This is a genomic window from Dietzia lutea (genome assembly GCF_003096075.1).
In the GTDB taxonomy this organism is placed as follows: Bacteria; Actinomycetota; Actinomycetes; order Mycobacteriales; family Mycobacteriaceae; genus Dietzia; species Dietzia lutea.
The window spans coordinates 33077-50994 of sequence record NZ_CP015449.1; the positions used below are offsets into that span (position 1 = coordinate 33077).

A 17918-nucleotide genomic window follows, 5' to 3' on the forward strand; every position below is an offset into this window, starting at 1 on the left:
TAGACAAAAACCCGCGCCGTGTCTAGACATACCGTCGGTCTTTGTCCAGAAGGCCCGAAGGATGACGACGACGAGGACCCGCGATCGCCGACCCGGTCCGGAATAGGCCGGGCACCGGCCGGGTTGTACGGAGGTGTCGTCGGTACACCCCTCGACCGGCGTGAGAGGAGTGGCCCGGCTTGTCCATGCACATGGCCGCCATGCGGACGCTGTACCGGGCCGAGAACAACGGCATCTCGCTCGACCGGAGTGTTTTCACCCGCGAGAACTTCCGCCGGATCGGGCAGTTCGCGCGCCCACACACCCGGCGGATCGTCGTCTTCCTGATCCTCTCCGTCTTCGGGGCGTCGTTGGCGGTCCTGACCCCCGTGCTCGCGGGCCGGGTCGTGACCGCGATCGTCGAGTCCTCGCCGGTTCAGGTGGTCATCGGGCTCGCGGTCCTGATCGCCGCGATCGGTGTCGTCGAGGCGGTGGCGGCCGTGTTCACCCGGCTGTGGTCGGCGCGTATCGGCGAGGGCCTGATCCTCGACCTGCGTCGCGCCGTGTTCGACCACGTGCAGACGATGCCGGTCGCGTTCTTCATGCGGACCCGCACCGGCGCCCTGGTCAGTCGCCTCAACAACGACGTCATGGGTGCCCAGCGGGCCTTCTCCGACACCCTCTCCGGGGTCGTGTCCAACCTGGTGCAGTTGGTCCTCACCCTGGCGGTGATGGCCGGCATCAACTGGCAGCTCACCGTGCTGTCGGTCCTCCTGCTGCCGATCTTCCTGTTCCCCGCCCGGTACGTCGGCAAGCGTCTGGCCCGGCTCCGTCGCGAGGCCTCGGACCTCAACGCGTCGATGAACGACCAGATGACCGAGCGCTTCAACGCCGGTGGCGCGACCCTGGTCAAGCTGTTCGGCCGGCCCACCGCGGAGTCGGCGGAGTTCGCGGCTCGCGCCGGGCGGGTCCGCGGCATCGGGGTGCGCACCGCGCTGCTGATGAGCGTGTTCATGAACTCGCTCACGCTCGTGTCCACCCTGGCGCTGGCACTGGTCTACGGACTGGGCGGCTGGTTCGCCCTCAACGGTGGGCTGGACGCCGGGTCGGTCGTCGCGCTGGCGCTGCTGCTCACCCGCCTCTACGGCCCGCTGACGGCGCTGGCCAACGCCCCGATGGACATCGTCACGGCCATCGTCAGCTTCGAGCGAGTCTTCGAGGTCCTCGACCTGGAGCCCCTGATCTCCGACGCCCCCGACGCCGTCGACATCCCCGAGGGCCCCGCGACCATCGAGTTCGACGACGTCCACTTCTCCTACCCCTCGGCGGACAAGATCTCGCTGGCCTCCCTGGAGGAGGTCGCGGTCCTCGACACCCGCGGCGGGCAGGAGGTACTGCACGGGATCTCGTTCCGCGCCGCGCCGGGCGAGATGGTCGCGCTCGTCGGGTCGTCGGGCGCCGGCAAGTCGACCATCGCCTCGCTCCTGCCCCGCCTCTACGACGTCGACTCGGGCGCGGTGCGGGTCGCGGGACTGGACGTGCGTGAGGTCACGTCGTCGTCGCTGCGTCGTACGGTCGGCATGGTCACCCAGGACGGCCACCTCTTCCACGACACCATCCGCGCGAATCTCACCTTCGCGCGCCCGGAGGTCACCGACGATCTCGTGTGGGACGCGCTGCGCCGGTCCCGGCTCGAGGGCCTGGTCGCATCGCTGCCCGACGGGCTCGACACGGTCATCGGTGACCGCGGGTACCGGCTTTCCGGTGGAGAGCGTCAGCGCCTCACCATTGCGCGCCTGCTCATCGCGGAGCCGTCGGTGGTGGTGTTGGACGAGGCGACGAGTGCGCTGGACTCGACCAACGAGTCCGCGGTCCAGGAGGCGCTGACGGAGGCGATGTCCGACCGGACGTCGCTGGTGATCGCGCACCGCCTGTCCACCGTTCGGGCCGCGGACCGCATCCTCGTCCTCGAGTCGGGGCGCGTGGTGGAGTCGGGCACCCACGCCGAGCTGCTCGCGGGCGGCGGGCGGTACGCGGAGCTGTACGAGACGCAGTTCGCCGATCAGGAGTAACCCGCGCGCTGGCCGCCCGCGCCGCCCGCGCCGCCCGCCCGCGCCGGCCTTGCCGCCCTCTGGACCATCGACAAGAGCGTTCCGCACACCCTTACTCGGGAAACGTGTGCGGAACGCTCTTCTCGATTCGCGGGGCCGGGCGCCGGGTGCGCGCGGGGCCGGGCGCGGGCCGGGCGCCGGATGTGCGCGGGCCGGGGGCGCGGGTCGACGCTCGCGGGGCGAGGCCCCGGGCGGTCAGCTCTCCAGGTGCAGGCCGAGCTCGCGAGCGGCCAACGCGGCGTACTTCGACGTCTGCTCGAACGCCGACTCCAGCGGGTTGGCGTCGGTGACGTCGGCGATCTCGTTCCAGCGCTCGGCGACGACCTCGGGGGTGCGCGCACCGTCCGGCAGGTAGACGCCGCGGCTCTCGACCATCTGCGACACCGCGAACACGCCGGCGCCGGCGCCGAGGATCGTCTTGGTGGGCGCGTCCTCGCTGACCATGAACAGCGCGCCGGGGGCGATGGTCTCCGGGCCCATGATGTCCAGCACCCGCTGCGGCAGCAGGTTCTCGGTCATCCGGGTCGCGGCCGTGGGAGCGATGGAGTTGACCTTGATGTTCTTCTTCTCGCCCTCGATGGCCAGGACGTTCATCAGACCGACCAGCCCCGACTTGGCCGCGGCGTAGTTGGCCTGGCCGAAGTTGCCGTAGATGCCCGAGGAGGACGTGGTCATGAGGATGCGGCCGTAGCCGGCCTCGGCCATGTGCGGCCAGACCGCCTTGGTGCAGTTCACCGAGCCCATGAGGTGGACCTCGAGCACCTTGCGGAAGTCGGCGATGTCCATCTTGGCGAAGGACTTGTCGCGCAGGATGCCGGCGTTGTTGATGAGGATGTCGATGCGGCCCCACTTGTCCATGACCGTGGACACCATGGCCTCGACCGCCGCCTCGTCGGTGATGTCGCTGCCGTCCACGATCGCCTCGCCGCCGGCCGCGGTGATCTCCTCGACGACCTGCTGGGCCAGCGAGGGGGTCCCTCCCTCACCGTGGACGTCGCCGCCGAGATCGTTGACGACGACCTTGGCGCCACGCTCGGCCAGCGCCAGGGCGTACGCGCGGCCCAGGCCGCCGGCCGCACCGGTGACGATCGCGACGCGGTCGGTGAACTCGATGGTCTTGGTCATTAGGGGCTCCTTTATCGAGGGTGGGGAACGTGTCTGGTGGTCTCGTGGGGCACAGCTCCCGTGCCGAGCGTCAGCCCAGCTCGCCGCGCACGAACGACTCGTACGCGGGCAGGTCGAGGAAGCCGTGACCGGACAGGCCGATCACGATCGACGGCCCGGTGCCGGCCTCGCCGGTGTGCTCGCGGGCCTTCGCCGTGGCGCCGGCCAGCGCGTGGGTCGACTCGGGCGCGGGCACGATGCCCTCCGCCTTGGCGAACTCGACGCCGGCCGCGAACGCGACGTTCTGCTCCACCGCCATCGAGTCGAGCAGGCCGAGGTGCTTGACGTGGCTGACCAGCGGCGCCATGCCGTGGTAGCGCAGGCCGCCGGAGTGGATGGGATCCGGGACGAAGTCCTGGCCGAGGGTGTACATCTTCATCAGCGGGGTCAGGCCGGCGACGTCACCGTGGTCGTAGCGGAACTCGCCCTCCGTCAGTGACGGACAGGCCGTGGGCTCGACCGCGACGATCCGGGTTCCGGCGCCGGCGAGGTTCTCCCGGACGAACGGGAACGCCAGTCCGGCGAGGTTGGAGCCGCCGCCGGCGCACCCGTAGACGTAGTCCGGAGCGCCCTCGCCGAACATCGCCAGCTGCTTGATGGCTTCCTCGCCGATCACGGTCTGGTGCAGGCACACGTGGTTGAGCACCGAGCCCAGGGAGTACCGGGCCTCGGGATCCGCGGCGGCCACCTCGACGGCCTCGGAGACGGCCATACCGAGAGAGCCGGGGGTGTCGGGGTCCTTGGCGAGGAACGCGCGACCGGCCTCGGTGAGGTCGGACGGGCTCGGGTGCACGGATGCCCCGAAGGTCTCCATGAGCATGCGGCGGTACGGCTTGGAGTGGAAGGAGGCCTTGACCTGCCACACCTCGACATCGATGCCGAAGGCCTGCCCGGCGAACGCCAGCGACGCACCCCATTGGCCGGCGCCGGTCTCGGTGGTCAGCTTGGTGATGCCCTCGGCGGCGTTGTAGTACGCCTGCGCGACCGCGGTGTTCGGCTTGTGTGAACCGACGGGGCTGGTGCCCTCGTACTTGTAGTAGATGCGGGCCGAGGTGCCGAGCGCCTTCTCGAGACGCCGTGCACGGATGAGCGGCGACGGCCGCCACAGCCGGTAGATCTCCCGGACCGCCTCCGGGATCTCGACGTACCGCTCCGGGGTGACCTCCTGCTCGATGAGCGCCATCGGGAACAGGGGCGCCAGGTCCTCGGGGCCGAGCGGCTCCTTGGTTCCGGGATGCAGGTGGGGCGCCATCGCCTCGGGCAGGTCGGCCTGGATGTTGTACCAGTGCGTCGGCATCTCGCTCTCGGGCAGGAGAGCCTTGACCAGCGGGACGGCGGGGGCGTCAGACGTCATGTGTGTCCTCGGAAGGGATCGAAGGGTGAGCCTGGTCTCATCCTAGGAGGTCGCGTCGCATGGGCAGATGGGGGATCCGACCGTCGAGGTAGTCCGGCCCGCACCGGGCGAAACCGAACTGCTCGTACCACTGCTCCAGGTGGGCCTGGGCCCCGATCTCGACCGGCCGGTCACCGCACAGTTCCAGTGCCCGGCGGATCAGCCCGGCCGCGATACCACGCCCCCGCCACGACGGCGCCGTACACACGCGCCCGATGTGCATGAGGCCGTCGGCGGAGTCGTCCGCGAAGACGCGCAGTGTCGCCACCAGTTCGCCGCCCGGCGCCCGCGCGAGGAGATGTGTGGTGCCCGGGTCGGCGTCGACGTCGTCGATCTCGGCGTACGGGCAGTCCTGCTCGACCACGAAGACGTCCACGCGCAGTCGGTACAGCGCGTGGATGTCCAGTGGAGCGAGTTCCTCGAGGGCCGACGCGGATATCTCGAGCGCCGGGTCGTGGGCCGGCGCGTCGGAACGGCTCATCTGTCCGTGATGTTCCCGTCCGTGGTCTGGCCACCGGTCGCGGCGTCGTCCGCAGCGGCGTCATCGGAGGGCTGCGGCGCGGAACCGGCCGCCGGGCCGGGCACGGCGCTGCCCGCGGCCGGGGAGGACTCGGCGCCCTGGTCGGCGGGGCCCTCGGGATCCGGGGACTCGATGGTCAGGTCCTCGCCCGTCTCCGAGGCCTCGGACGCACCGGCGTCCGGGCTCGCGGATCCGGTCGCGGCACCCGGAGAGTCGGCGGCCGCCTCGGCCGGGGTCGGCGTCCGCGGCGGCGCCGGGGTGGGCTTGGGCGCCGGCGGGGAGGAGGGGGCGGGCGAACCCGGGTCACGCAGGAAGTAGGCGGTGGCACCCACGACGGCGGCCCCGCCGACGAGCCCCACGATCCACAGCGGCGCGAAGCGACGCAGCGGGCTGCGCTTCTTCTCCGGCGTGGCGAGGGCGGAGGTCTTCTCGCGCACGGAGTCGGCGTGCTGGCGGGCGTCGGCGGCGAGGTCACCGAGGACCTCCGCCTGCTCCGCGCGGCGCTCCCGGAGCACCTGGATGCCACGGCTGGCTCCGAAGAGGGCGAGACCGACCGGGCCCCGGGTGGCGGCGACGGCGGCCTCGCCGAGGAACCGCGGGTCCTTGAGGTCGAACGCCTTGCGCGCGGCGGTCCCGGCCTTGCTCAGGTCCTTGTCCGCCTGCTTGACGGCCTTACGTTGGGCGGCGCGATCGCTTCGTGTGCTCATGAGACGATGGTGGCACAGCGCTCGGACACCGACCACCACCTCGCCGACATCGGTTCCACCATCGTGGCAGGATGGGACGCGTGAGCATCGCAACGCAGAAGGCAACCATCCACACCAACCGGGGCGACATCGTCGTCGAGCTGTACGGCAACCACGCCCCGGAGACCGTGCAGAACTTCGTCGGGCTGGCCGACGGCTCCAAGGAGTACTCCCAGGCCAACGCCAAGGGTGAGACCTCCGGCCCGTTCTACGACGGCTCCATCTTCCACCGCGTCATCTCCGGCTTCATGATCCAGGGCGGCGACCCCACGGGCACCGGCCGCGGCGGCCCGGGTTACCAGTTCAAGGACGAGTTCCACCCGGAGCTGCAGTTCTCCGAGCCCTACCTGCTGGCCATGGCGAACGCCGGCCCGGGCACCAACGGTTCGCAGTTCTTCATCACGGTCGGCCAGACGCCGCACCTGAACAACCGCCACACCATCTTCGGCAAGGTCGCCGACGAGGACTCCCGCAAGGTCGTCGACGCCATCGCCACCACCCGTACCGGTGCGATGGACCGTCCGACCGAGGACATCGTGATCGAGTCGATCGAGATCTCCTGACCGACCTCCCCGGCCGGTCGGCGGCGCGGGTCCCGGGACACCCGGACCCGCGCCGCACGTCTATCCGCAGCACGACGAACCGGGAGCCATGAGCATCCAGACCCACCGTGGTGGCGCGGTCTCGCGCTTCTTCCGCCTCCAGCCGGTCACGGCGTGGCTCATCACCGCCAACCTCGCCGTCTACGTCGCCACCGCGGCGCAGGCGCGCAGCCTCATGGCGAACAGCGCGTCGGCCCTGTTCGAGACCACGGCCCTGTTCCCGCCGATGGTGGCGGCCCGCGACGAGTGGTGGCGGTTGTTCACCTCGGCGTTCCAGCACTTCGGTCCGATGCACCTGCTGCTCAACATGTACATGCTGTGGATCCTCGGCCTGGGGATCGAGCGCAGCATCGGGCACGCCCGGTTCCTGGGTCTCTACCTGGTCTCCGCTCTCGGCGGGTCCTTGGCGGTGATGTTCACCAGCCAGAACGCCCTCACCGCCGGAGCATCCGGGGCCATCTTCGGGCTGATGGGGGCGTACGCCATCGTCGCGATGTCCCTGCGCCTGGATGTCAAGGGCATCGGGCTGCTGCTCGTGCTCAACATCGGCGTCAGCTTCCTCGTCCCCGGGGTGTCGCTGGGCGCGCATCTCGGCGGGCTCGCGGTGGGGGCGGTCGCCGCCGTCGCGCTGGTGGTGCTGCCGCGGCGGCTGCCCGCCCGGGTGGGTCGCGGGGGGCGGGAGGTCGTGTCGTGGACCGCGTACCTCGTCGTCGTCGTCCTCGTCGGACTCGCCGCGTGGTACGCGGCGGAGTCCATGACCGCGGGCCTCGTCTTCCTCCGCTGACCCCGCCGGCCGCGCCACGCGCGCCCCGAGTCCCCGCGCCTCCCGGCGGCGCCTACCCGCCGACCTACGTGTCGCCGCGCCGGTCGCCGAACCCCAGCCGCGTCAGCGTCTCCACCACGTCGCGGGGATCGGTGCCCAGATCGAGCCGGGTGAACACGTCGAGCTGCTCGCGGCCGCGCTCGTCGGTGTACTCCAGCCGCATCATGTGCTGCCGCACGCCCCACCGGGCCGACCCGAGGGCGCGCACCTCCACCACCTCGGACCGGGGCACGAACAACACCCGGCCGAGCTTTTTGATCGCCAGCTGTCCGTCGACGACCTCGATTCGAGGCCGCCGCAGCAGCTGTGAGACCCCGGACGGGATGAGAAACAGCGCCGCCAGGCCCGTGAGCAGCAGCGCGAGCGGCTCCTGACGTTGTAGCCCGAGCACCACCAGCACGAGGCCCGCGGCCATCTGCAGGCCCGGCCACACGGCGCCCGGCGACCACGACACAGCCCTGGGCTCCGATCCGGAGACCGCCTCACCACTCACACCGCCCATCCTCCCTTATCCACAGGCGTTATCCACACTGTGGAGGAATAACACGCGTGGAGTTCGAAAGTCGTTCGAGTCGGAGCGGGCCCGACCTGCGGCGTCGACCTGGTCGTCGTCCCACAGGCTTTATCCCCAGTGTGGAGGGAGTTGTCCACAGTGTGTGAGGGGTGTGGAAGAGCGGGGTCACTGTCGGTGGCGGCCTTGCGATCAGGCTGTTGACCTGCACAAACGAACAGATTCTGGAGAAAATGCAGGTCACCCCCCGCGTCGTGCGGGGGGTGACCTGTGGAAAAGCCTGTGGAAAGCGCGAGCGCGCCTCGCGGCGGGAGTCTGTGGAGAGCCGTCAGCGCCAGTTCATCGTCATGAGCAGACCGACGACGGCCACACCGAAGCCGATCGCGAAGTTCTGCCACGTCTCCAGATCGCGCATGAACGGGATCTGCTCGCCGGCGATGTAGTACGTGACCAGCCACAGCAGGCCGACGATCATCAGACCCAGCATGAGCACCATGTACCAGCGCGCCGTCGGGGTCCCCTTGACCTTGACGGGGGTGCGGCTGACGGCCGCCTCGGTGTACTCGGTCTTGGACCGGACCTTTGACTTGGGCATTTCAGTCCTCGTGGTGGGGGATGTCGGGGGCGAGTCTACCAAGCCCACCGGAGACGCTCCCCGGCCCGAGCGCAGTACGCTGCGTCTATGCGCATTCTCGTCGTCGACAACTACGACAGCTTCGTCTACAACCTGGTCCAGTACCTGGGCCAGTTGGGCGCGACGTGCGACGTGTGGAGGAACGACGACTCCCGGCTCGCCGGCCCGGACGGCCGCTATGACCCGGCCGGTCTGGAACGCGTCATCGGCGAGTACGACGGCGTCCTGCTCAGCCCGGGGCCCGGAACGCCTGACCGGGCGGGTGCCACGGTCCCGCTGATCGGGGTCTGTGGACGCGCGGGCGTGCCCGTGCTGGGCGTGTGCCTGGGGCATCAGGCGATCGGTGAGGCGTTCGGCGCGACCGTAGACCGCGCCGCCGAGCTCATGCACGGCAAGACGAGCCGGGTCACGCACGACGACTCCGGCGTCCTCGCCGGCATCCCCAGCCCGTTCACGGCCACGCGCTACCACTCGCTGACCGTGCTGCCCGAGACGATCCCGGACGCGCTCGTGCCGACGGCGTGGACGGAGTCGGGGCTGGTCATGGCGATGCGGCACCGCGACATGCCCGTCCACGGCGTGCAGTTCCACCCCGAGTCGGTGATGAGCGACGGCGGGCACCGCATGCTCGCCAACTGGCTGGGGATGTGCGGGGAGCGGCCGTCCGAGACGCTGGTGACGCGGCTGGAGTCGGAGCTCGACCGGACCCGCGGCGCGGCCCTCGCCTGACCGCGCCGCGGGGGCCCGGCGCGCCCCGGGCGGGGCTGCGGGGGCCGGCACGCCCCGGGCGGTCAGCCGGGCCCGGGCACCAGGCCGAAGCGGATCACCCGGACCACGACCTGGTCGTTGACGCCCGCCTCTCCCACCGGCGGCTGCTGGGAGTAGATCTGGCCCACCCGCGACAGGTCCGGGTCGTTCTGCGGGAGCTCGACGAGTTGGCCGCGGCCGCCACGCCAGCCCGCCTGCTTGAGCTTGCCCAGCGCCTCCTCGACGGTGTCGCCGACGATGTTGGGCATCTCGAAGCGGTTCCCGGCCGAGACCTGCAACGTGATCGTCGCGCCCTTGAGCTGGGATTGACCGGCGGGCGTCGACTGGCCGACCACCTGGCCCTCCGGCGCGGTGCCGTCGACGCGGAGGGTGTCGACCCGGAAGCCCGCGGCCTCGAGCGTCGCGCGCGCGGACTCGGCGCCCTGTCCCACCACCCCGGGCATCGCGACCTGCTCGGGCCCGGACCCCACCGTCAGGCGGACCGGCCGGTCGGAGGGAACCTGCGCTCCCGGCGCGGGTTCGGTGTCGACGACCTTGTCCTGGTCCTCCGGTGTCGACGGCCGGGCCTCGTTCTCCGGCACGACCTGGAACCCGGCCTCCTCCAGCGCCAACCGGGCGTCGGCGGGCGACATCCCCATGACGTTGGGCACCGACAGGATCGGCTTGCCCGTGGACACGACGAGGTTGATCTCCGAGCCCACCGCCAGGCGCTTGCCGGCGATCGGGTCCGACGAGATCACGTGACCCTCGGGGATCTCCGGGTGCGGCGCCGGCGCCTGCACCGGCTCCAGGCCGAGCGCGGCGAGCTCCTCGACCACCTCGGCCACCGGCCGCTGCGCCACCTCCGGGATCGTCACCTCCTGCGTCCGCGAGATTCCGCCGTTACCGCCGTTCGAGGTCGCCCACAGGGACACGGCGGTGACGCCACCCAGGACGAGCAGCACCGCCAACGCGATCGCCACCCCTCGCGGCCTGCGGCGCTCGCCGTCCCGGGCGCCCGGTCGGCGACCGCCCGCCGAGTGGGACGCGGGACGGGACCCCGCCGCGGCACCCGCGGCTCCGCCGGCCGCGCCACCGGACACGCCCGCCAGATCGTGGGCTTCGGTGAGCGCGTCCGACGGGGACTGCTGGGGTCGGCCGGTCCCGTACCCCGCGCCGGTGAACCCGTGTGGCGCGTCGGGCCGCTCGTCGTCGTCGAGGTCGTCGTCGGACAACACCAATGGCGCCGCCGGGCGGCCCCCGGTGAGCACCGTGATGAGGTCGGTGCGCATCTCCCCGGCCGACGTGTAGCGGTTCTCCGGGTTCTTGGCCATGGCCTGCATGACCACCGCGTCGACGTACCGCGTCACCTCCGGGTTGACCGCCGACGGCGGTCGCGGGGACTCACGGACGTGCTGGTACGCCACCGCCACCGGCGACTCGCCCGTGAACGGCGGCACCCCGGCGACCATCTCGTAGAGCACGCAGCCGGCGGAGTACAGGTCCGACCGGGCGTCGACCTTCTCGCCGCGCGCCTGCTCCGGGCTCAGGTACTGCGCGGTGCCGAGGACCGACGAGGTGGTGGTGAGCGTGGACGAGGAGTCGCTGACCGCGCGCGCGATGCCGAAGTCCATGACCTTGACCGCGCCGTCGCGGGAGATCATGACGTTGGCCGGCTTGACGTCGCGGTGGATGATGCCCTTCTTGTGCGAGAAGTCGAGCGCCCCGCACACGTCGGCCATCACGCCGAGCGCCCGCTCGAGCGACATCGGGCCGTCCATCCGGATGAGGTCGCGCAGGGTGTCGCCCTCGACGAGCTCCATGACGATGTACGGCAGGGAGCCGTCGTCGGTGTGCTCCTCGCCCTGGTCGTAGATGGCGACGATCGACGGGTGGTTGAGCGACGCCGAGTTCTGGGCCTCCCGACGGAAGCGCTGGTAGAAGGTCTCGTCGCGGGCCAGCTCGGGCCGCATGATCTTGACGGCGACGTCGCGGCCCAGAACCGTGTCCCGGCCGCGGTGGACCTCCGACATGCCGCCGAAGCCCAGGGTCTCGCCGATCTCGTACCGGCCCGCGAGGACGGACGGTGTGGTCATGCGCCCTCACCTCCGCCGCGCGCCGGCACGGGCACGACGTCACCGTCGGTCCGCCCGCTGGCCTGGGGGCCCTCGCCGCGACCCTCGCCGCCGCCTTCGCCACCCTGGCGCCGGCCCTGACCCTGTGCGCCCTGCTGGCCCTCGCCCTGCTGTGGCAGGAACGAGCTGAACTCGGAGGTGATCGAGTCGAGCATGTCCTGCAGGTCGGTGGTGGCCGGCGCCCCGGTCGGTGACGGTGAGGGCTCCGGTGTCGGCGTGGGAGAGGGGGTCGGGCTCGGCCGCGGCGTGGGTGCGGGGGCCGGCGCCTGGGTGGTCACGGTGGTGACGGGCGTGGTGGACGGCGTCCGCGGAGTGGTGGTGCCGCCGCCGAACAACCCGCCGGGGCCGAAGACGCCGAGGTTGGACAGCGCGACCGCCGCGGCGACCGCCAGGGCGGCGACCAGGACGAACACGACGAGGAACCAGCCCGCGCACCCGCCCCCGCGGCGCCGCCGGGGCGGTCGCGTGGTGACCGGCGGGGCGGGCTGACGGCCGGTGGCCGGCGACCGGGGGGGCCGGCCCGGGGCCTGCGCGGCCCGCTGTCCCTGCGTGCGGGGCTGGCCCTGTGTGCGCGGTGCGCCCTGGGTGCCCGGATGCATGCTCGTGTAGGCGCGCGTCGGGTCCGCTCCGGCCGGCGACGCGCGGTACACGCCTGAGCCGTCGTCGGGGAGGACGGTGGTCGCCGCGGTGGCGGCCGCCGCACCCGCGGCCGCGCCGGCGGCGGCCCCGCCCGCGGCGGCGAGGAACGCACTCGGCGGGCGCGGATCGCGGCCGGCCCGTATGTCGGCGATTGCCTCGGCGAAGGCCTCGCCGTCGGGGTAGCGCCGCTCGGGGTCCTTGGACATCGCCTCGGCGATGACGCGCCGGACCGGGCCGGGCACCGACTCGGGTAGCGGCGCCGGGGTGTCGCGCACGTGCATCATCGCGACGCTGACGGGCGAGTCGGCCACGAACGGTCGCCGCCCCGACAGGCACTCGTAGCCCACCACGCCGAGGGAGTAGACGTCCCCGGCGGGCGAGGTCTCGTGTCCCATCGCCTGCTCGGGCGCGATGTACTGGGCGGTGCCCACGACCATTCCCGTCTGGGTGACGGCGGACGCGCCCATGGACTTGGCGATACCGAAGTCGGTGAGCTTGACCTGCCCCGTCGGCGTGATGAGGATGTTGCCCGGCTTGACGTCGCGGTGCACGAGCCCGATCGCGTGGGCCGCGTTGAGGGCGCGGCCGGTCTGCTCGAGCATGTCGAGCGTGTGGCGCAGGGGCAGCGTGCCCTCGCGCGCGAGGACGTCCGACAGCGGTTCGCCCACCACGAGCTCCATGACGAGGTAGGACAGCGGGCTGCCCGAGGCGGGGTCGGTGATCTGGCCGTAGTCGTAGACGGTGGCGATCCCGGGATGGGAGATCCGCGCGGTGACCTTGGCCTCGGAGCGGAACCGCTCGACGAACTCGGGGTCGGACGAGTACTCGGCCTTGAGGACCTTGACCGCGACGTGCCGGTCGAGGACGGAGTCGTCGGCCTCCCAGACCTGGCCCATCCCGCCCGTGGCGATGAGCCGCAGCAGACGGTAGCGCTGGGACAGCAGAGCCCCGGAGTTCAGGCTCACGGTGCGCCCCCGAGGAGGGCGCCCAGGACCTCGCGCCCGATGGGGGCGGCGTAGGTGGCGCCGACGGTGTCGCGCGTGATGCCGGGGCCGGACTCGATCGCCACGGCCACCGCCACGTCACGGCCGGGGACGAAGGCGATGTACCAGGTGTAGGGGATCGACGTGGAGGCGTCGACGCCGTGCTCGGCCGTGCCGGTCTTGGAGGCGATGGTCACCCCGGGCAGGCCGCCGCCGGCGTGGGCCTCGGCGCCGACCATCATGTCGGTGAGGGTGGCGGCCTGGTCGTCGGTGAGGGCGCGGGCCGCGTCGCGGGAGGTGAAACCCTCGACGACGGAGAGGTCGGGCGCCGTCAGGGACTTGATCAACTGCGGCTCCATGCGGACGCCGCCGTTGGAGACGGTCGCGGCGACCATGGCGCTCTGCAGGGTGGTCATGCGGACGTCGCTCTGGCCGATCGCGCTCATGGCGAGCTGGGCGGCGTCCTCCATCTGGCCGAGCCCCGACGGCGCGACGGGCACACCGAAATCCTTTGGTGCGGTGCCGTCGACGCCGAACTTCTCGGCCATCTCGGTGAACGCCTCCGGGCCGATCTCCTGGCTCATCTCCACGAACGGGACGTTGCAGGACAGTTCGAGCGCCGTGCGGAGGGTGACCGTGCCGCCGCCGCAGGTCTGGCCGGCGTAGTTCTGCAGGTAGGTGGCGGTGCCGGGCAGGAGGGTGCGGTCGGCGCCGGAGACGGGGGTGTCCGGACCCATGCCCTGCTCGAGGGCCGCGGCGGTGGTGATGACCTTCATCGTGGAGCCGGGCGGCAGGGCCTGCTGGGTGGCGTGGTTGAGCAGGGGTCGGTCGGGGCTCTGTTCGATGCGGGCCATCTCCGCCTCGCGCACGTCCGGGTCGGTGCTGGACAGGGCGCCCGGGTCGAACGAGGGGCTGGAGGCCAGCGCGAGCACCTCGCCGGTCGAGGGGCGCACGGCGGCGACGGACCCGACGAACGGGCCCTGGCCGGCGCCGCGGCGGAGGGCGTCGTAGGCGACGCGCTGGCCGACCGGGTCGAGGGTCAGCTCGACGGAACCGCCCTGGGGGGTACGGCCGGAGATGAGGCCGGTGATGCGCTGGGACAGCAGGCGCGGGTCGGAGCCGTTGAGGAAGGCGTCCTGGGACTGCTCGATCCCGGCGGTGGCGAACTGCAGCGAGTAGTAGCCGACCGTGGGGCCGAACACCTCGGGGTCGGTGGGGTAGGTGCGCTCGAACTCGAAGCGCCCATCCGAGGGCAGGGACATGGCCAGCACGCGCCCGCCGGCGGTGATCTGTCCGCGCTGGCGGGAGTACTCGTCGAGGAGCATGCGGGTGTTGCGCGGGTCGGCGCGCAGTTCGTCGGCGCGGAAGACCTGCACCCAGGTGAGCTGGAGGAGGAGGGCCACCACCATGACCATGGCGGCCACGGCGACCCTGCGGATGGCGGCGTTCACGCGGCGCTCACCCGTTCCTCCGCCCCGGCAGCAGCCGCGGCGTGCGCATCAGGCCCGTGGCGGCCTCGGCGAGCGCCGGTGCCTGGCGCGGGGTGGGCATGGGCCGACGTGCGTCGTTGGACAGGCGCAACAGGATGGCCAGGAGGGCGTAGTTGGCGAGCAGGCTGGACCCGCCGTAGGCCATGAACGGCAGGGTGAGGCCGGTGAGCGGGATGAGCGTGGACACGCCGCCCACCACGACGAACATCTGGATGGCCACGGTGAACGCCAGGCCCACGGCGACGAGCTTGCCGAAGCTGTCGCGGATGGTCAGCCCCACGCGGATGCCGCGCAGCACGAGAATCGCGTAGACCATCAGCACGGCGGCCAGGCCGATGAGGCCCAGTTCCTCGCCGATGGTGGAGGTGATGAAGTCGGTGTTGGCGAACGGCACCTGGTCGGGCCGGCCGTTGCCGAGCCCGGTGCCGCCCATCCCGCCGGAGGCCAGCCCGAACAGGGCCTGCGAGCTCTGGTAGCCGCCGGTGTCGAAGAACGCGAACGGGTCCTGCCAGATCTGGAACCGCACGCGGACGTGCCCGAACAGCGCGTAGGCGAGCACACCGCCGACCGCCACCAGCACCACGCCGATGAGCAGCCAGCTCACCCGCTCGGTGGCGACGTACAGCATGGTCAGCACGGTGACGAAGATCAGCAGCGCCATGCCCAGGTCGGTGTTGAACACCAGCACGCCGAGGGACAGGAACCACGCCACGATGATGGGCCCGAGGTCGCGGGCGCGCGGCAGGTCCATCCCCAGCACGCGCTTGCCGGCGGTGGTGAAGAGTTCGCGCTTCTCCACGAGGATCGAGGCGAAGAAGATGATGAGCAGGATCTTGGCGAACTCGCCCGGCTGGATGGTGAACCCGGGCAGGATGATCCAGTTCTTCGCGCCGTTGATCTCGGAGAACCGCGCGGGCAGCAGGGCGGGGATCGCCAGCAGGGCGAGCCCGGCGAACCCCAGCGTGTAGCCGTAGCGGGCCATGACCCGGTGATCGCGCAGGAGGAACAGGACCGCGCCCATGACGCCGAGCCCGATGAACGTCCACAGCAACTGCCGGGCCACGTCCATGCCGGGCGGGTCGTTGCCGCTGGCCACCGCGTTGGCGGCGTACGCCAGGTCGAGCCGGTAGATGAGCACGAGCCCGAGGCCGTTGAGCAGCGCGACGCCCGGCAGCAGCACGGGGTCGGCGTAGGGGGCGAGCCAGCGGATGAGCAGGTGGGCGCCGCCGGACAGGCCGAGGAACGCCAGCGTGATCCACAGCAGCGCCGGCGACAGTTCCTGTTCCTGGGCCAGCTGGACGAGCAGGAGCGCGAACCCGACGATCACAGTCGCCGCGATGAGCAGGACGAGTTCCTTGCCCCGGCGGGGACGGTCGGGGACCGCCTGGCCCCGGGGGTCGGACGCGGGCGAGGTCGATGCGGCGGCGGGCACGGTCAGCTCACCGCCCGACAGGTCTCACCGGGCAGCGGCGCGGGGGCGGTGGGGGACGTGGGTGACTCGACGGGGGAGCGCTCGGGTGACCGCGCGGGCTCACCCGTGGGCGCCCCGGGCGACGCGGGCGCGTCGGTGGGGGAGGAGGGCGACGACGAGGTGGCCCCGTCGCGGTCCCGGTCACGTGGCGTGGGCTCGCACACCGGCAGGAGATTGTCCTGCGCGAGGCGGGAGACCTGGGCGGTCGCCTCGGAGAGGCTGCCCGACGGCATCCCGGCGCGGACGGTCTCCCGGGCGGGTTCGCGCAGGTCTCCCAGCGTGAACACGTCGCACCCGGTGGGGATGGCGTCGGGGGAGTGCATCGTCAGGTCACCGTCGGCGGCCAGGCAGGCGACCTGGCTGACCGAGGCCAACGAGATGCCGAAGACCTCCCCGGAGATGCCCCTCTTCACCACGACCTGGTTGTCCTCCTCGGTGACGAAGTAGTTGCTGCGGACGAGCAGCGCCGACACGCCGACGATCCCGGCCAGCACCGCGAGGACCCCGACGACGCTCAGCGCGAAACGCCATCTGCTGCCACGCGGCGGAGCGGGATCGCCCTCGTCGTCGTCGTCGCCCCTGGGGCCCGACCCGTCGGCTCCACGTCCCGCGCCGGACCCACCGACCTCCCCGCCGCGCGACGCGACCTGGGCGCGGGAGAACGCGGCGGCCTTGCCGGCCGCGGTGTCCGAGTACGGATCGGCGGCCGGGTCGATCTGGCCCGGCTCGTCGCCGGACGCGGCGCCCACCACCACGGGCACCACGGGCGCGTCGCGGGGCGAGTCCAGGACGTCCGCCAGCACGACGGTGATGTTGTCCGGCCCGCCCGATCGCAACGCCAGCTGCACCAGCCGGTCCGCCGCCTCCTCGACCGTGCCCGTGGCGAGCGTCTCGGCGATGGTCTCCGTGCTCACCGGGTCGGACAGGCCGTCCGAGCACAGCAGGTAGCGGTCGCCGACCCGGGCCTCGCGGATGACGGCGGTCGGCTCCACCGGCTCGCCGGTCAGGGCCTTGAGGATGAGCGAGCGGCGCGGGTGGGAGTGCGCCTCGTCGGCGGAGAGCTCCCCGCGGTCGACGAGGGACTGCACGAACGTGTCGTCCTTGGTGATCTGGCTCAGCGTGCCGTCGCGCAGCAGGTACGCGCGCGAGTCACCCACGTGGATCAGGCCCATGCGGCGGCCGTCGAACAGCAACGCCGTGGCGGTGCAGCCCATGCCCTCGGTCTCCGGGTGCGCCTCCACGTGGGCGGCGATCGCCTCGTTGCCGACGGTGAGCGCGCGGGTGAGGGCGGCGGTGAGGTTCTGCCCGGGCTCGTCCTCGTCGAGCCGGGCCAGCGCGGCCACGACGAACTGGCTGGCGATCTCCCCCGCCGCGTGGCCGCCCATCCCGTCGGCGAGCGCGAGCAGGCGCGGGCCGGCGTAGGCCGAGTCCTCGTTGTTGTCCCGCACCATCCCCAGGTGGGACCGGGCGGTGTAGACGAGCGCCGGGGTCACGCGCGCAGCTCGATCACGGTCTTGCCGATCCGGATCGGCGTGCCGGCGGCCACCTTGACCGGGGTCGTCACCCGCGTCCTGTCCAGATAGGTGCCGTTGGTCGAACCCAGATCCTCGAGGAACCAGTCGGGGCCGTGTGGCGACAGCCGGGCGTGCTGGTTGGACGCGTAGTCGTCGTCTATCACCAACGTGCACGAGTCCGCCCGGCCCAGCAGGACCGGTTGCTCCGACAGCGTGATGCGGGTGCCGGCCAGCGCGCCCTGCGTGACGACGAGGTGGCGGATGGCCTTGGCGCCGCGACCGAACACGCCGCCGCGGCGCTCGGCGCGGCCGCCGGAGCGCATGCCCACGTTGCCGAAGACGTCGGTCTTCAGCGCCCGCAGCGTGAGATAGATGAACAGCCACAGCAGCACCAGCAACAGGCCGCGCGACAGCTGCAGAACGAGTCCCTGCACTGGTGCCGTCCTCCCCTCGCCG

General features: G+C 71.9%; 16 protein-coding genes. 4 read left to right on the forward strand and 12 right to left on the reverse strand.

From position 1 onward, the window contains the following. Positions 1 to 179: 179 nt before the first annotated feature. Positions 180 to 2051 (forward strand): ABC transporter ATP-binding protein, encoded by a 1872-nt coding sequence (locus tag A6035_RS00150; protein WP_412523624.1) that lies wholly within the window; start codon positions 180 to 182, stop codon positions 2049 to 2051. 234 nt (positions 2052 to 2285) lie between these two features. Here A6035_RS00150 and A6035_RS00155 read toward each other — a convergent pair whose 3' ends face one another. The 4 genes from A6035_RS00155 to A6035_RS00170 form a co-directional block, all read right to left on the reverse strand. Then, positions 2286 to 3215: an SDR family NAD(P)-dependent oxidoreductase gene (locus A6035_RS00155; RefSeq protein WP_108846118.1), complete on the reverse strand. Its 930-nt coding sequence runs from the start codon at positions 3213 to 3215 to the stop codon at positions 2286 to 2288. Positions 3216 to 3285: 70 nt separating this feature from the next. Continuing rightward, entirely contained in the window at positions 3286 to 4608 is a 1323-nt protein-coding gene (locus A6035_RS00160) for a TrpB-like pyridoxal phosphate-dependent enzyme (protein WP_108846119.1), read from the reverse strand. 37 nt (positions 4609 to 4645) lie between these two features. Then, the gene (locus A6035_RS00165; protein ID WP_108846120.1) at positions 4646 to 5128 is read right to left on the reverse strand and encodes a GNAT family N-acetyltransferase; all 483 of its coding nucleotides are present in this window, start codon (positions 5126 to 5128) and stop codon (positions 4646 to 4648) included. Then, on the reverse strand, positions 5125 to 5874 hold the full coding sequence (locus tag A6035_RS00170) for a hypothetical protein (RefSeq protein ID WP_167400686.1): 750 nt from the start codon (positions 5872 to 5874) through the stop codon (positions 5125 to 5127). Before A6035_RS00170 ends, A6035_RS00165 begins: the two co-directional genes overlap by 4 nt. A gap of 71 nt (positions 5875 to 5945) precedes the next feature. Here A6035_RS00170 and A6035_RS00175 point away from each other — a divergent pair, with 71 nt between their 5' ends. Together A6035_RS00175 and A6035_RS00180 are read left to right on the forward strand one after the other, a co-directional pair. Next, positions 5946 to 6476, forward strand: a complete 531-nt coding sequence (locus A6035_RS00175; protein ID WP_108846121.1) for a peptidylprolyl isomerase — start codon at positions 5946 to 5948, stop codon at positions 6474 to 6476. A gap of 88 nt (positions 6477 to 6564) precedes the next feature. Then, complete coding sequence (locus tag A6035_RS00180) at positions 6565 to 7299, forward strand: rhomboid family intramembrane serine protease (RefSeq protein WP_108846122.1); 735 nt, start codon at positions 6565 to 6567, stop codon at positions 7297 to 7299. A gap of 64 nt (positions 7300 to 7363) precedes the next feature. Here A6035_RS00180 and A6035_RS00185 read toward each other — a convergent pair whose 3' ends face one another. Both A6035_RS00185 and crgA read right to left on the reverse strand, forming a co-directional pair. Then, complete coding sequence (locus tag A6035_RS00185; RefSeq protein ID WP_108848977.1) at positions 7364 to 7831, reverse strand: PH domain-containing protein; 468 nt, start codon at positions 7829 to 7831, stop codon at positions 7364 to 7366. Between the two features lie 346 nt (positions 7832 to 8177). Continuing rightward, positions 8178 to 8444, reverse strand: coding sequence for a cell division protein CrgA (crgA, locus tag A6035_RS00190; protein WP_108846123.1), 267 nt, complete (start codon positions 8442 to 8444; stop codon positions 8178 to 8180). A gap of 87 nt (positions 8445 to 8531) precedes the next feature. Between crgA and A6035_RS00195 the strand changes: the two genes are divergently transcribed. After that, positions 8532 to 9212 (forward strand): aminodeoxychorismate/anthranilate synthase component II, encoded by a 681-nt coding sequence (locus tag A6035_RS00195; protein WP_108846124.1) that lies wholly within the window; start codon positions 8532 to 8534, stop codon positions 9210 to 9212. 62 nt (positions 9213 to 9274) lie between these two features. Here A6035_RS00195 and pknB read toward each other — a convergent pair whose 3' ends face one another. From pknB to A6035_RS00225, 6 genes are read right to left on the reverse strand one after another with little or no spacing between them, the layout of a single operon-like run. Beyond that, entirely contained in the window at positions 9275 to 11326 is a 2052-nt protein-coding gene (pknB, locus tag A6035_RS00200; RefSeq protein WP_108846125.1) for a Stk1 family PASTA domain-containing Ser/Thr kinase, read from the reverse strand. After that, positions 11323 to 12969, reverse strand: coding sequence for a serine/threonine-protein kinase (locus A6035_RS00205; protein WP_108846126.1), 1647 nt, complete (start codon positions 12967 to 12969; stop codon positions 11323 to 11325). Before A6035_RS00205 ends, pknB begins: the two co-directional genes overlap by 4 nt. Further along, complete coding sequence (locus tag A6035_RS00210) at positions 12966 to 14438, reverse strand: penicillin-binding transpeptidase domain-containing protein (RefSeq protein WP_108846127.1); 1473 nt, start codon at positions 14436 to 14438, stop codon at positions 12966 to 12968. The genes A6035_RS00205 and A6035_RS00210 overlap by 4 nt, the downstream gene beginning before the upstream one ends. 7 nt (positions 14439 to 14445) lie before the next feature. Continuing rightward, positions 14446 to 15915 carry an FtsW/RodA/SpoVE family cell cycle protein gene (locus A6035_RS00215; RefSeq protein WP_412523652.1) on the reverse strand — a complete coding sequence of 490 codons (1470 nt, stop codon included), beginning with the start codon at positions 15913 to 15915 and terminating at the stop codon, positions 14446 to 14448. Further along, positions 15912 to 17441, reverse strand: a complete 1530-nt coding sequence (locus A6035_RS00220; RefSeq protein WP_108846129.1) for a PP2C family protein-serine/threonine phosphatase — start codon at positions 17439 to 17441, stop codon at positions 15912 to 15914. The genes A6035_RS00215 and A6035_RS00220 overlap by 4 nt, the downstream gene beginning before the upstream one ends. Beyond that, entirely contained in the window at positions 17438 to 17896 is a 459-nt protein-coding gene (locus A6035_RS00225; protein ID WP_061916654.1) for an FHA domain-containing protein FhaB/FipA, read from the reverse strand. Before A6035_RS00225 ends, A6035_RS00220 begins: the two co-directional genes overlap by 4 nt. Between the last annotated feature and the right edge of the window lie 22 nt (positions 17897 to 17918).

Coding starts and splice junctions, on each gene's coding strand:
- A6035_RS00160 (WP_108846119.1), bottom strand. CDS start 4,608: ATGACGTCTGACGCCCCCGCCGTCCCGCTGGTCAAGGCTCTCCTGCCC.
- crgA (WP_108846123.1), bottom strand. CDS start 8,444: ATGCCCAAGTCAAAGGTCCGGTCCAAGACCGAGTACACCGAGGCGGCC.
- A6035_RS00175 (WP_108846121.1), top strand. CDS start 5,946: ATGGGACGCGTGAGCATCGCAACGCAGAAGGCAACCATCCACACCAAC.
- A6035_RS00165 (WP_108846120.1), bottom strand. CDS start 5,128: ATGAGCCGTTCCGACGCGCCGGCCCACGACCCGGCGCTCGAGATATCC.
- A6035_RS00195 (WP_108846124.1), top strand. CDS start 8,532: ATGCGCATTCTCGTCGTCGACAACTACGACAGCTTCGTCTACAACCTG.
- A6035_RS00155 (WP_108846118.1), bottom strand. CDS start 3,215: ATGACCAAGACCATCGAGTTCACCGACCGCGTCGCGATCGTCACCGGT.
- pknB (WP_108846125.1), bottom strand. CDS start 11,326: ATGACCACACCGTCCGTCCTCGCGGGCCGGTACGAGATCGGCGAGACC.
- A6035_RS00170 (WP_167400686.1), bottom strand. CDS start 5,874: ATGAGCACACGAAGCGATCGCGCCGCCCAACGTAAGGCCGTCAAGCAG.
- A6035_RS00180 (WP_108846122.1), top strand. CDS start 6,565: ATGAGCATCCAGACCCACCGTGGTGGCGCGGTCTCGCGCTTCTTCCGC.